Origin of the sequence: Sphingomonas sp. PR090111-T3T-6A (assembly GCF_000383095.1) — a bacterium.
In the GTDB taxonomy this organism is placed as follows: Bacteria; Pseudomonadota; Alphaproteobacteria; order Sphingomonadales; family Sphingomonadaceae; genus Solisphingomonas.
In genome coordinates this window covers 308221-321087 of record NZ_AORL01000010.1, presented here as the reverse complement: position 1 = coordinate 321087, position 12867 = coordinate 308221, and the positions used below count along the sequence as shown (strand labels likewise).

At 67.2% G+C, this 12867-nt stretch carries 9 protein-coding genes; 6 read left to right on the top strand and 3 right to left on the bottom strand.

Annotated features, from left to right (window positions below):
* Positions 1-51 precede the first annotated feature (51 nt).
* Positions 52-1641 (top strand): rhamnogalacturonidase, encoded by a 1590-nt coding sequence (locus tag ST3T6A_RS0104355; RefSeq protein WP_019831675.1) that lies wholly within the window; start codon positions 52-54, stop codon positions 1639-1641.
* 61 nt (positions 1642-1702) lie between these two features.
* On the opposite strand, the gene ST3T6A_RS0104350 is transcribed toward ST3T6A_RS0104355, so the two are convergent.
* Positions 1703-4789, bottom strand: coding sequence for a TonB-dependent receptor domain-containing protein (locus ST3T6A_RS0104350; RefSeq protein ID WP_019831674.1), 3087 nt, complete (start codon positions 4787-4789; stop codon positions 1703-1705).
* A gap of 271 nt (positions 4790-5060) precedes the next feature.
* Here ST3T6A_RS0104350 and ST3T6A_RS19240 point away from each other — a divergent pair, with 271 nt between their 5' ends.
* Positions 5061-6626: a glycoside hydrolase family 43 protein gene (locus tag ST3T6A_RS19240; protein WP_019831673.1), complete on the top strand. Its 1566-nt coding sequence runs from the start codon at positions 5061-5063 to the stop codon at positions 6624-6626.
* A 6-nt stretch (positions 6627-6632) separates the two neighbouring features.
* Here ST3T6A_RS19240 and ST3T6A_RS0104340 read toward each other — a convergent pair whose 3' ends face one another.
* Positions 6633-7100: an aminoacyl-tRNA deacylase gene (locus ST3T6A_RS0104340; protein WP_019831672.1), complete on the bottom strand. Its 468-nt coding sequence runs from the start codon at positions 7098-7100 to the stop codon at positions 6633-6635.
* 185 nt (positions 7101-7285) lie between these two features.
* Positions 7286-8380 carry a DNA polymerase IV gene (gene dinB, locus ST3T6A_RS0104335; protein ID WP_019831671.1) on the bottom strand — a complete coding sequence of 365 codons (1095 nt, stop codon included), beginning with the start codon at positions 8378-8380 and terminating at the stop codon, positions 7286-7288.
* A 97-nt stretch (positions 8381-8477) separates the two neighbouring features.
* Between dinB and ST3T6A_RS0104330 the strand changes: the two genes are divergently transcribed.
* From ST3T6A_RS0104330 to ST3T6A_RS0104315, 4 genes are all read left to right on the top strand, one after another.
* A complete protein-coding gene (locus ST3T6A_RS0104330) occupies positions 8478-8705 on the top strand; it encodes a hypothetical protein (protein WP_019831670.1) in 228 nt (75 codons plus the stop codon).
* Between the two features lie 169 nt (positions 8706-8874).
* On the top strand, positions 8875-9330 hold the full coding sequence (locus ST3T6A_RS0104325; RefSeq protein WP_026359416.1) for a (2Fe-2S)-binding protein: 456 nt from the start codon (positions 8875-8877) through the stop codon (positions 9328-9330).
* Positions 9311-11518 carry a xanthine dehydrogenase family protein molybdopterin-binding subunit gene (locus ST3T6A_RS0104320; protein WP_019831668.1) on the top strand — a complete coding sequence of 736 codons (2208 nt, stop codon included), beginning with the start codon at positions 9311-9313 and terminating at the stop codon, positions 11516-11518. The genes ST3T6A_RS0104325 and ST3T6A_RS0104320 overlap by 20 nt, the downstream gene beginning before the upstream one ends.
* Entirely contained in the window at positions 11515-12849 is a 1335-nt protein-coding gene (locus tag ST3T6A_RS0104315) for a cytochrome c (RefSeq protein WP_019831667.1), read from the top strand. Before ST3T6A_RS0104320 ends, ST3T6A_RS0104315 begins: the two co-directional genes overlap by 4 nt.
* Positions 12850-12867 lie beyond the last annotated feature (18 nt).

Sequence of the window (12867 nt, the reverse complement as noted above, 5' to 3'; positions counted from 1 at the left end):
GGGCAAGTGCCAGCGTTGGCAAGATAAACCAGCCATGAGGGGAGGCAGCCTATGACGCTCGACCGGCGATCCGCGCTGACGGGGAGCATCGGCTTCCTCTCGGCTGCTTCCATGGCTCCGGCGGCGGCTGCCGCGCCAGCCCCCTCCGGCCCGGTGCCGGGTTGGTACGACGTCCGCCACTTCGGCGCGACGGGCGACGGGCATACGCTCGACACGCCCGCCGTCAATCGCGCCATCGAGCAGGCGGCAGCGCGTGGCGGCGGCACCCTATATTTCCCGCCCGGCACCTATGCCTGCCACTCCATCCGCCTGAAGAGCCGGATCACACTGCATCTCGATGGTGCCGCAACCCTGCTGGCCGCCCCTGCCCCCACCGATGGCCGTGGCGGCTACGATCTCGCCGAACCGCAAGACCCGGCGATCGAGCCGTTCCAGGATTTCGGCCACAATCACTGGCACAACAGCCTGATCTGGGGCGAAGGCCTGCACGACATCGCCATCACCGGCTCCGGCCTCATCTGGGGCAAGGGGCTGGGGCGCGGCGACGGCAAGGATGCCTATCTCTCCGATCCCAATGGTCCGGGCACGGGCAACAAGGCGATCGCGCTCAAGAATTGCCACAACGTCCTGCTGCGCGACTTGCGGATGCTGGCGTGCGGCTGGTTCGCCATCCTCGCGACGGGAGTGGACAACCTCACCATCGACAATCTGCTGATCGACACCACCCGCGACGGCATGGACATCGATTGCTGCCGCAACGTCCGCATCACCAACTGCACGGTCAACTCGCCCTATGACGACGGCATCTGCCCCAAGAGCAGCTATGCGCTGGGCGAGCCCCGCGCGACCGAGAACCTCATCATCTCCAACTGCTTCGTTACCGGTAATTACGAGATCGGCTCGCTGATCGACGGGAGCTGGCGCAAGATGCCGCCCTCCTTTGCGCCACTGGTGCATGGCCGGATCAAGTTCGGCACAGAAACGAACGGCGGCTTCCGCAACATCACCATCACCAACTGCGTGTTCGACGATAGCCAGGGCCTCGCGCTGGAGACGGTGGACGGCGCGGTGTTCGAGGATGTCACCATCTCCAACATCGCGATGCGCGGCAGCTTCAGCTCGCCGCTCTTCCTGCGCCTCGGGCGGCGGATGCGCGGGCCGGCCGGGCGGCCGATCGGCTCGATGCGGCGTATCCTGATCGACAATGTCACGAGTTCGGGCGCGGGCTGGCTGCCTTCGATCATCGCAGGGCTACCCGGCCATCCGATCGAGGATGTGAAGCTCAGCAATATCTTCGTCGAACAGTGCGGAGGAGCGCCCGAGGCGATGGCGCATCGCGTGCCGCCGCTGGCGGAACTCGCTTACCCCGAGCCCAATATGTTCGGCGATCTGCCCGCCACCGGCTTCTTCATCCGCGATGCGCGCAACATCGAGATGAGCCATGTCGAGGTGGCGGTGGCCGCCGCCGATCCCCGCCCCGCCTTCCGGCTGGAGAATGTCGAGGACGCGGATTTCTTCCGCCTGCGCGTGCCGACCGGCGCGCCCGCCTTCTCGCTCGACCGGGTGCGGGCTTTCCGCCATTTCGGCAGCCGCCGCATCGCGGACAGCCGCTTCGACGATCTCGTCTCCAAAACCCTCTGATGCAAGAAAGACGCGGCACCCGATCGGATGCCGCGCCCAGTTCCCCCGGGGACGAGGGGGATCAGTATTTCACCGAAAGCCCGATGAAGAAGGTGCGGCCGGCAATATCGTAGGTCGCCGCGAAGGTATTGTCCGACGGTGCCGGCGTGCCCACGATCGGCGGGTTCTTGTCGGCGATGTTGGTGACGCCCGCCGTGAACTCGATCCCGTTCCTGATCTCCAGCGCGGAGGACAGGTCGAAATAATTCTGCGTCGGGATGGTCGGATTGGTGAGCGAGGCCTTGTTCGGCACCGTGCCGCCCGAGCGCTTGGGCAGCACATAGGTGTCCACCGTCACCGCGCCGATGAAGCGATGGCGCAGGCTGAGCGTCACCGGGCCGTCCTTCCAGGTGAGGCGGGTCACGCCCTTCCATTCGGGGATCGGCTGGCCGCAGGTCTGGCCGAAGGAGCCGACGCAGCGGTTCTTGATGTTGGGCAGCGCCTGCACCGGCACGCTGGTGAAGCTGCGCGTCCAGGTCAGGTCCGTCCCCAGCTCGAAATGGCCGACCGAGGTGTTGAAATTGTAGCTGCCCTCGAAATCCACGCCCGAGGTCTTGAGCGCGCCGGTGTTGGCGTTGGTCGCGGTGATGTAGCTCGGCGCGGTGATCTGGCCGTTGATCGGATCGCGATGGATCGCCTGGCAGAACGGGCTGCTCGCATCCTGGATGACGTTATAGCAGAGATTCAGCACGTTGGCCGGGCTGCCGCCCAGCGGCGCGATGGCGCCCTTCAGATCGATGTTGAAATAGTCCGCGCTGAACGCGAAGCCCCGCAGGAAGCGCGGCGTCAGAACCACGCCCACCGTCTTGGTGTTGGACTTTTCCGGCCCGACATTCGGGTTGCCGCCGGTCACCGCGTTGATGAACTGGTTGGGCTGGACGTTCGCGCCGAACACCTGATCGGCCGGCACCCCGGTCGCGACGCAGACATTGCGCACGGCGTCCGTCTGCTGCGCCACCGGCTGGCGGCTGGAGCAGGGATCGGTCAGCGACGGGCCGCTGGTCGTCTGGCCGCCGAACAGCTCGCCGACATTGGGCGCGCGGATCGAGCGCTGATACTGACCGCGGAAGGTGATGTCGCTGGTCGGCGCATATTCGGCGCCGCCCGAATAGGTCCAGACGCCGCCCACGCCCTTCAGGTCATAGTTGGAGTAGCGGAAGGCGCCGTTGATGTTCAGCCGCTTGACGAAGCTCCTGTCCGCCAGCAGCGGCACGCGCACCTCGCCATAGACTTCGCGCGCCGTCTCGTGGCCGGAGGTCGGCAGCGCGGCGTTGAAACCCGAGATGTCGCCCGAAGCGAGGATCGGATCGGGCGAGAAGCTCGCGGAGGCCCGCCGCCATTCGACGCCCGTGCTGAAATCGACCGGGCCGGCCGGCATTTCGAACAGCACGCCGGAGAGGCCCGCCGCCGCCACCTGCTGCGAGGCGTGGGTGACGTTCCGGGTGGTCGCCACCAGCGAGGCCGCGCCTTCCGCCGAGAGATTCTGCCCGAAGACATTGAGCAGCGGCGCGGCACCGTTCTGCGAGAGCAGGCCGTTCTGGAAGGCGCTCAGCGAGACGGCGCCGCCGGTCGTGTCCGTCTCGTTGGTGCGGGCGTAGCTGTAATAGACGTCATAGTGCAGATCGCGCAGGAAATGCTCGGACAGGCTGCCGATCTGCCCGCGCACGCCGATCAAGCCGCGATAGGCATTGATGTCGGACTGCGCGACACGGTCGCCCACGTCGGTCAGGCGGCGGTTGAGGTTGAGCACCGCCAGCCCGTCGCCGGGCGTGGTGGAGAGCGTGCCGGTGCCGTTGGTGACGGTCGTCGTCCCCTTCTCGCTCAGGTCGAGCTGGTTGAGCACCTCCTGAAGCTGCGGCGAGAGATAGGGATTGTTGGTGTTGACGAGGAAATTGCCGCTCACCCCCGTCGGGGCGAGACGGGCGCGCACCTTGTTGTTGCTGATGCTGCCCTCGGTGTAGACGGTCGCCGCATCCGAGAAGTCGTAATGCGCGAACAGGTTGCCGAGCAGGCGGCGCTGCGGGACGATCAGATAGGCGTCCGGCGCGAGGTTGTAATCATCCCCCGGCGTGACCGCGGGGCGTGCCACCGTGCCGGCATCGTTGAAGGTGATGCCGCGCGACGTCATGCCCGAGAGGCCGGCCGCGATCAGCGCCGCGTTCAGTCCCGGCGAGTTGCTCGCCGTGCCGACCGTCGGGATGCCCGCGATGCGCATGTTGGGGATGGTGCCGCTGCCGCTCAGCACGAGGCCGGGGCGCCCGCCCGCCGCGAGACAGGTCGAGCCCGACGGCACCGCCAGCGGCGTGCCCGCATGGCTGCGGCTGAAGCTGTCGGACGTGACGCAGCCATCGGCGAAGGTGTTGGCCGCCCAGCCGCCCCGGTCCGCCGCCGTGTAGCCGCCACGGTTCAGATAGTTGAACGACGCGGTGATGTTGCCCTTGCCGCCTGCGAAATTGGTGCCGGCGGTAACGTCGAAGGTGTAGGTCGGCGTCACCGTGTGCTGGTCCACCGTGTTCTGGCCGCTGACCTCGACGCCCTGGAAATCGTCGCGCAGGATGAAGTTGACGACGCCGGTGATCGCGTCCGACCCGTAGACCGCCGAGGAGCCGCCGGTCACCACCTCGGTCCGCTTGATGAGCGCGACGGGGATGGTGTTGATGTCGGTCGTCTGGTTCGGCCCGGAGATGGTGAAGCGGCGGCCGTTGACCAGCACGAGGTTCCGCTGATCGCCGAAGCCGCGCAGGTTGAGCGTCGCGATGCCGCCCGGCACCGTATTCGCGGTCGGGCCGGTGAGCTGCGAGCCGACGAACTGCGGCGAGCTGCCGAGCAGCGTCTCGATATTCTGCGTGCCGGAGAGCTTGGCCTCTTTCTGGTCGATCACCGTCACCGGCGTCGGCGCCGCGAAGCCGCGCGAGGCGAGGCGCGAACCCGTCACCACGATCGCCTGCGTCGCGCCCACGTCCGGCTGGGCAGACGCCGCGCCGGCGGGCGGGGTTTCGCCGGCCCCCTGCGCCACCTGGGCATGGGCAGTCCCGGACAGCAGCAGAAGCACGATGGGAGCGCTACCAAATACGGTCGAACGCAAGTTGAGACGGGTCTGGCGGGCCATCAGGATTTCCTCTCTGACTCTGTGTCTAGCGCTGGCACAGTTGATGCTCGTGTATTCCCACGAACGCGCTTATGCAACCGTCATTGAGATCGACGTCGGAAGAGTGGGCTGAACCGTGCGGAATAGTTCCACCCTTCCGAAGAAGGCTGGCCTTCTGGCCGGCGGGATTCGAATCGACGGGCGAAGGGCGCTGAAAGCCACCCTCGCCCAAGGAGAGGAACAACGCAGTGCCGACAGAAAGCCGCAACCTCGCCGCCACGGCCCGCGCCGCATGATAGCGCTCCTCCCGGCCCTGCTGCTCGGCGCGGCGCAGCCGCCTGCCCGGCCTGTCTTCCACAATCCGGTGCTGTTCGCGGACTATTCGGACCCCGACGTGATCCGCGTGGGCGACGCTTATTATCTCGTCGCGTCCAGCTTCCACTTCTCGCCGGGGATACCGGTGCTGAAGTCGACCGATCTCGTCCACTGGTCGATCGTTGGACATGTCCTGCCGCGGCTACCCTTCGCGCCCGCCTACGACATGGTGCCGCCCTTCACGCTCACCGACGCGACATCGAAGCCTGTCGGTGCCGGGCTGCGCTATGCGGGCGGGGTCTGGGCGCCGTCGATCCGCTTCCATGACGGGCTGTTCTACGTCTACTGGCCGACGCCCGGCGAAGGCGTCTTCATGGCCACCGCAAGCCGCCCCGAGGGGCCGTGGAGCAAGCCTGTGCAGGTCCTGGCCGGCCCCGGCTACGAAGACCCCTGCCCCTTCTGGGACGACGACGGCACCGCCTGGCTGATCCACTCGCGGGTCGGGGCGGGGCCGCTCATCCTCCACCGCATGAGCCCCGACGGCACCCACGTGCTCGACGAGGGCAAGACGATCGTCGAGGACCGGCAGACGCTCCCGACGCTCGAAGGGCCGAAGCTCTACAAGCGGGACGGCTGGTATTATATCTTCGCGCCCTTCGGCGGGGTCGAGACGGGCGCGCAGACTGTCCTGCGCTCACGCAGCATCACTGGCCCCTATGAGCATCGCACCGCGCTCGAGCAGGGCTCGACCGCGATCGCCGGGCCGCATCAGGGCGGCTATGTCGAGACGCCGTCCGGCGAAGGCTGGTTCCTGCACTTCAACAGCACCGGGGCGTTCGGCCGCATCTCCTATCTGGAGCCGGTTCGCTGGCGGGATGGCTGGCCGGTGATCGGCGATCCGATCGCGGGCAAGACATCGGGCCAGCCCGTCGCGAGCCATGCCGCGCCGGACCTCCCCGTCTCGAACGCGCGCATCGCCGACAGCGACGGGTTCGGTAGCCCTACGCTCGGCCTGCAATGGGAATGGAACCACAATCCCGACGATCATGGCTGGAGCCTCACCGAGCGGCCGGGCTGGATGCGCCTCCACGCCTTGCCGTCGCAACATCTCGTCACGGCCCGCGACACGCTGACGCAGATTCTGTGGGGGCCGTCGTCCCGCATGACGGCGCGGATCGACATCTCGCGCATGACGGACGGGCAGCGCGCGGGGCTGGCGATGTTCCAGGCCCGGCCGAGCTGGATCGGCGCGATGCGCGAGCATGGCGTCACCCGCCTCGCCTATGCGCAGGCGGGAGAGGAAAGCCCCGGCCCGGTCCTCACCGCGCGCACGGTGGAGTTTCAGGTGACCGTCGGCGCCGATCAGGTCGCGCACTACGCCTACAGCCTCGATGGCGGGCGCAGCTTCACGCCGTTCGGCGAGCCCTCGCCCCTGCGCTTCGCCTGGTGGAAAGGCGCCCGCCCCGCCCTGTTCACCTACACGACCGCCGACACGGCAGGAGGGACCGTCGATATCGACTGGTTCCACGTCGAGCGTCCCTAGCCTTGCTCAGCTATCGTCGGGCCAGGGTTCGCTGATGCGCCCGCGCCGCGCCTCGCGCGTCAGCCTGGCGAAGCCGTCCCGGTCGACATGGACCAGCGAGAGATGGTCGCCCGACTCGAAATAGATGTCGGGCTCCGCCCTCAGGCTGTCGTCCACGAGCATGGGGATGCCATAGCCCGATCCGAAGGGCGGGATGGCACCGGGGGCGCAATCGGGGAAGGCCGCTTCCACCTCGTCCTCCCGCGCGAGCCGGGGCCTCTGCCCCGCTTCGCCGCCCAGTTCGGACAGGGCGACCCGGAGATTGGACGGGACGACGGCCAGCAGATAGCCGTCCGATCCCGCGAGAAGCACGGCCTTGGCGACCCGCGAAGAGGGAACATGGCTACCCGCCGCACTGAGAATGGCAGACGAGCTTGGCGGATGCTCGATCAGCTCATAGTCGACACGCTGCTCGCCGAGGATACTGCGGACCATTGGGGCTATCATGGCGCCTGTCCCTGCTGTTATGAGGATATACTCACTCGGTCGTCCCGCGACGATAGCAGCTTCGCAAATGGGCCGGACGGCGCCTTCACATAGGTAAGTATCGGGCGGCGCCCGTCCCGGCATTGCCCCGCCCAGTCGCCTTGCGCCGCGAGGCCTCCGTTAGCGGCGGCCTGTCAGGCATTCTCCCCGGCGGGCGCAAGCGGCAATTCCGCCTCTTCATGGATCGGCCGGGCCTCGAATTTCGACACCGTCACGCCCACCAGCCGGATGCCCTTCGGAACAGGATAGATGGACCGGATCAGGCCGAGGCTGACGTCCCGCAAGGCCCTTCGGCTGTCGACCAGCCCGGACAGCGTGCGGCTCCGCGTGATGATCTGGAAATCCCGGAACTTCACCTTCACGGTCACGGTCCGCCCGAACGCCTGCCGCTTCTCGCACCAGGACCAGACATCGTCCGCCATGCGCAGCACGCCGGCCTCGATCTCCTCCGGCTCGACCAGATCGCGGTCGAAGGTGGTCTCCGAGCCGGACGATTTGCGCTCGCGATTGGGATTGACCGGGCGCTCGTCGATCCCCCGCGCGATGGCATAATACCATTCGGCGGAATTTCCGAAATGCTCGGTCAGGAAGGCCATCGTCTTCGCGCGGAGATCGGCCCCCGTCTCGATGCCGAGCCGCTTCATCTTCTGCGCCGTGACGGGCCCCACGCCATGGAAGCGCGCCACCGGCAACGCCTCGACCCAGGCAGCGCCCATATCGGGGGTAACCGCGAACTGGCCATTGGGCTTGCGATGATCGGACGCCAGCTTCGCCAGGAACTTGTTGTAGGAAATGCCCGCCGAAGCCGTGAGGCCAGTCTCTGCGAAGATGCGCGCCCGGATCGCCTTGGCGGTGGCCCAGGCCGTGGGAATCCCCTGCCTGTTCGCGGTCACGTCCAGATAGGCCTCATCGAGCGAGAGCGGCTGGATGAGATCGGTATAATCCGCGAAGATCGCATGGATCTGCTGCGAAACCGCCCGATAGACGTCGAAGCGGGGCGACACGAAGATCAGGTCCGGGCAACGCCGGAGCGCCGTCACCGACGGCAGGGCGGATCGCACGCCGAACTTGCGCGCTTCATAGCTCGCCGCCGCCACGACTCCGCGCGCGGCCGGATAGCCAACCGCCACGGGCTTGCCGCGAAGCGCCGGATCATCGCGCTGCTCGACGGACGCGAAGAACGCGTCCATGTCGACATGAATGATCTTCCGCACGATTTCGTCAGCCACCGGGGCCTTATAGGCCGCGAACGAAATGAGAACAAGGCGATGTCGACCGCCTCCGGAGCAGCTACGCGCCCGCGGCCACGCACATGGCAACCACAAATTGCTCGCCCGACATGTACGGGGCTGCGAAATAGACACGATCGTCTTCCCCGCCTTCAAGAAGGTGCTGGGGCCGGAAAGCTACGGGAAGCTGGGCGAGAAGTTCGAGGACATCGAAAAACGTGAGTTCGGCGGTGACGGCTTCGATATGGCGGTCGCGAGGGTGACCGCGCTGGAGCAAAGGCTCGGCACCGCGGACCTCGCGTCGTTCACCGCCTCTCTCGTCTGAGCGCATTCCAGCGCCACCGCTGGCGGCACGATCCGTCAGCCATCGGCATATCCCTCGAATAGATGACTGCCGAAACGAATAATGCCATGATCGGATGTACGGATTGCGGCATAGTGCAGCGCAATCCCGTTGACGGAGACCGAGCTTCATCTTTCGCGAGGAGCAGGCCGTGATCCAACTGACCATCAATGGAGAGCAACGGTCGGTCGACGTTCCTCCCGACATGCCGCTGCTCTGGGTGCTGCGCGACGTGATCGGGCTGACTGGCACGAAGTTCGGGTGCGGCATCGCCCAATGCGGCGCCTGCACCGTCCATGTCGAAGGCGCGGCGCTCCGCTCCTGCCAGTTGCCCGTCGGATCGGTCGGCGACAGGAAGATCACCACCATCGAGGCGATCGGCGAGACTGCCGTCGGCGCGAAGATCCAGAAAGCATGGCTGGACCTCGAAGTCGTGCAATGCGGCTATTGCCAGTCCGGGCAGATCATGTCGGCGGCGGCGCTGCTCGCCTCCAACCCGTCGCCCGACGATGCCGATATCGATGCGGCCATGGCCGGCAATATCTGCCGCTGCGGCACCTATGTGCGCATCCGGGAGGGCATCAAGCATGCTGCACGATCGGCCTGATCCGTCCCCCGCTTCCGAAGACGCCCGGCACGGCCTTTCGCGACGCTCCCTGCTGGGCGCGGGGGTGGCGATCGGCGGCGGCCTGCTGCTCGGCGTCGAGCTGATCGGCGGCCGCTCGGCGCAGGCGAAGGATACGGAGGGCGGCGCACGCTTCAACGCCTTCGTCCGGGTCGGACGCGACGGCGCCATCACCCTCATCATGCCCGCCGTCGAGATGGGTCAGGGCACCTATACGATGCAGGCGACGCTGATCGCCGAGGAACTGGACGTCGACCTCGCGCAGGTGCAGGTCGAGCACGCGCCGCCCGACCAGAAGGATTATGGCAACCCGATCTTCGTCGCCCAGATCACCGGCGGGTCGACCAGCACGATGGGCTGGTATCTGCCGCTGCGGACGGCCGGCGCCACGGCGCGGGCGATGCTGGTGGGTGCGGCGGCGGCGGGCTGGCATGTCGATCCGGCGAGCCTGCGCACCGAGAATGGCGTCGTCCATGATGACGCGAACGGCCGCTCGGCGCCCTATGGCGCGCTGGCCGACCGGGCGGCGACGATCCCCGCGCCCAGGGAGCCGGTGCTCAAGGACCCCAAGGCCTTCCGCCTGATCGGCAAGCCGCTCAAGCGGATCGATACGCCCGACAAGGTGAACGGCAAGGTCCAGTACGGCATCGACGTGATGCTGCCGGGCATGAAGTTCGCCACGTTGGCCGCCTGCCCGGTGTTCGGCGGCAAGGTCGCCCATGTCGACGACACCCAGGCGAAGACGGTGCCCGGCTTCCGCCAGGTGGTGGTGCTGGACGATCTCGTCGCGGTGGTCGGCGATCATATGTGGGCGGCGAAGCAAGGCCTCGCCGCGCTCGCCATCGAGTGGGACTATGGCGCCAACGCCAACGTCATGCAGGAAGACCTCTACGCCGCGCAGGCCAGGGCCGCAGACGGCGCGGGCGTCACCGCACAGAAGGTCGGCGACGCGCCCGGCCATCTGAAGGACGGCGCCACCTACGAGCAGGAGTTCGAGCTTCCCTATCTCGCCCATGCGCCGATGGAGCCGATCAACGGCACGGCCCATTTCAAGGGCGACGCTTGCGAAATCTGGGTGGGCACGCAGGCGCCGGGCATGGCGCAGGCAGGCGCCGCGGCCGCGCTCGGCCTCAAGCCCGAGCAGGTGACGATCAACAACCATCTGATCGGCGGCGGCTTCGGCCGGCGGCTGGAGGTGGACGGCGTCATCAAGGTCGCCCGTATCGCCCAGCATGTCGAAGGCCCGGTGAAGATCGTCTGGACGCGCGAGGAGGACATCCAGCAGGAATATTTCCGCCCGATCTACCACGATCGCCTGCGCGCCCGCGTCGAGAATGGGCGGATCACCGCGTGGCATCACCGCGTCACCGGCCCATCGATCATCGCGCGCTGGCTACCGCCCGCCTTCCAGAAGGGCATCGACCCCGACGCCGTCGATGGCGCGGTCAACCAGCCCTATGACTTCGACAATATCCTCGTCGAATATATCCGCCACGAGACGCCGCAGGTGCCGGTCGCCTTCTGGCGGGGCGTCGGGCCGAACAGCAATGTCTTCTCGGCCGAGCGCTTCATCAGCCATATCGCGCATCAGGTCGGCGTCGATCCGGTCGAGTTCCGGCGCGGGATGCTCAAGAAATCGCCGCGCGCGCTCGGCGTGCTGAACCTCGCCGCCGAGAAGGCCGGCTGGGATACGCCCCTCGCCACGCCGGAGAGCGGACGGGCCGGGCGCGGCGTCGCGCTGCTGGCGGGCTTCGGCAGCTTCCTCGCTTGCGTCGCCGAAGTGGTGGTGCCCGACGATGGCGACGTGCAGATCAAGCGCATCGTCTGCACCGCCGACGTCGGCCAGATGGTCAACCCGGACACGCTCACGGCCCAGATACAGGGCGGCACCATTTTCGGGATGAGCGCCATCCTGCACGGCGAGATCACCATCGATCATGGCCGCGTGCTGCAAAGCAATTTCCACGACTATCGCGTGCTGCGCATCGACGAGATGCCGACGATCGAGACCTATCTCGTGCCCAGCACCGAGAAGCCCGGCGGCATCGGCGAGCCCGGCACGGTGGTGGTGCAGCCCGCGATCGCCAATGCGGTGTTCAATGCGACCGGCGTGCAGCTCAAACGAATGCCGATCAATCGCGCTCTGCTGGTGAAGGGGGCCAAGGCATGAGGCGGCTCACTCTCTGGATCGGCGGCATCATCGTCGCGGTCGGCGTGGCGGTGCTGGGCGTGTTCGGCTGGATCGTCGGCCAGCCGGGGCCGACCGCCTTCGCAAAAGGCAGCCCGGTCGATCTCGCCCAGTATAAAGGCCCCTCCCCTGTCGGCGTGCCGACGGAACTCGCGGGCGCCGATCCCCTCACGCGCGGCAAATATCTGACCGAAGCCGCCGACTGCGAGGCCTGCCATACGATCAAGGGCGGCACGCCCTTCGCCGGCGGCCGCGCGTTCAAGCTGCCCTTCGGCACGCTCTACACGCCCAACATCACGCCCGATCCCGAGACCGGCATCGGCAAGTGGAGCGACGCGGATTTCCTGAAGGCCGTCCACAAGGGAATCGCCCCCGGCGGCACGCGGCTCTACCCGGCCTTCCCCTATGCCAGCTACACGATGCTGACCGACGAGGACGTGCTGGCGATCAAGGCCTATCTCTTCTCGCTGCCGCCGGTGAAGCAGGAGACGCCGCCCAACACGTTCAGCTTCCCCTACAACCAGCGCTGGCTGATGGCTTTCTGGGGCGCCTTCTTCAACAGCGACAAGCGCTTCCGCCCGATCCCCGAGCAGAGCCCGCAATGGAATCGCGGCGCCTATCTGGTCGAGGCGCTGGCCCATTGCGGCGAGTGCCACAGCCCCCGCAACCTGATGCAGGCGATGAACACCCGGCAGAAGTTCGCCGGCGGCGAGGCCGAGGGCTGGACGGCCTACAACATCACGCAGGATCGGGTGAGCGGCATCGGCACATGGTCCGCGGAGGATCTGGCGGGCTATCTGGCGCGCGGCCATGCGCTCGGCCGGGGCACCGCCTCCGGCCCGATGCGCGAGGCGGTGGAACTGAGCCTCAGCAAGCTCAGCCCGAGGGACATCACGGCGATGGTCGCCTATCTCCAGACCGTGCCGGCGATCCGCAGCAGCCAGCTCCCCGAGATGGCCGGCCCCGCGCCCGCCGCGCACAAGCAGGGCCCCGCCGACAATCCGATGGGCAAGCGCCTGTTCGAGGGCAATTGCGTAAGCTGCCATGCCTGGAACGGCCAAGGCGCGCTGGTCGAGGAGGCGCAGCTCACCGGCAACCGTGCGGTGAACGACGTGACGGCCACCAACGTCGCGCAGATGATCCTGAGCGGCGTCGGCACATCCACCAGCGGCCGGCCCTATATGCCGAGCTTCGCGGCCGCCTATACGGATCGCGAAGTCGCTTCGGTCGCCAATTATGTGACGGCGCGCTTCGGCTCGAAACCGTCGAGCATCACGCCCGAGGAGGTCGGCAAGCTCCGCGCGCAGAATTGATGGCGGGGCCGCATGAAG

Bases quoted from the DNA above. Each gene is read 5' to 3' on its own strand.
- ST3T6A_RS0104320 (WP_019831668.1), top strand. From the start codon at position 9,311: ATGCTGCACGATCGGCCTGATCCGTCCCCCGCTTCCGAAGACGCCCGG.
- ST3T6A_RS0104340 (WP_019831672.1), bottom strand. From the start codon at position 7,100: ATGGTCCGCAGTATCCTCGGCGAGCAGCGTGTCGACTATGAGCTGATC.
- ST3T6A_RS0104315 (WP_019831667.1), top strand. From the start codon at position 11,515: ATGAGGCGGCTCACTCTCTGGATCGGCGGCATCATCGTCGCGGTCGGC.
- ST3T6A_RS0104350 (WP_019831674.1), bottom strand. From the start codon at position 4,789: ATGGCCCGCCAGACCCGTCTCAACTTGCGTTCGACCGTATTTGGTAGC.
- ST3T6A_RS0104355 (WP_019831675.1), top strand. From the start codon at position 52: ATGACGCTCGACCGGCGATCCGCGCTGACGGGGAGCATCGGCTTCCTC.
- ST3T6A_RS19240 (WP_019831673.1), top strand. From the start codon at position 5,061: ATGATAGCGCTCCTCCCGGCCCTGCTGCTCGGCGCGGCGCAGCCGCCT.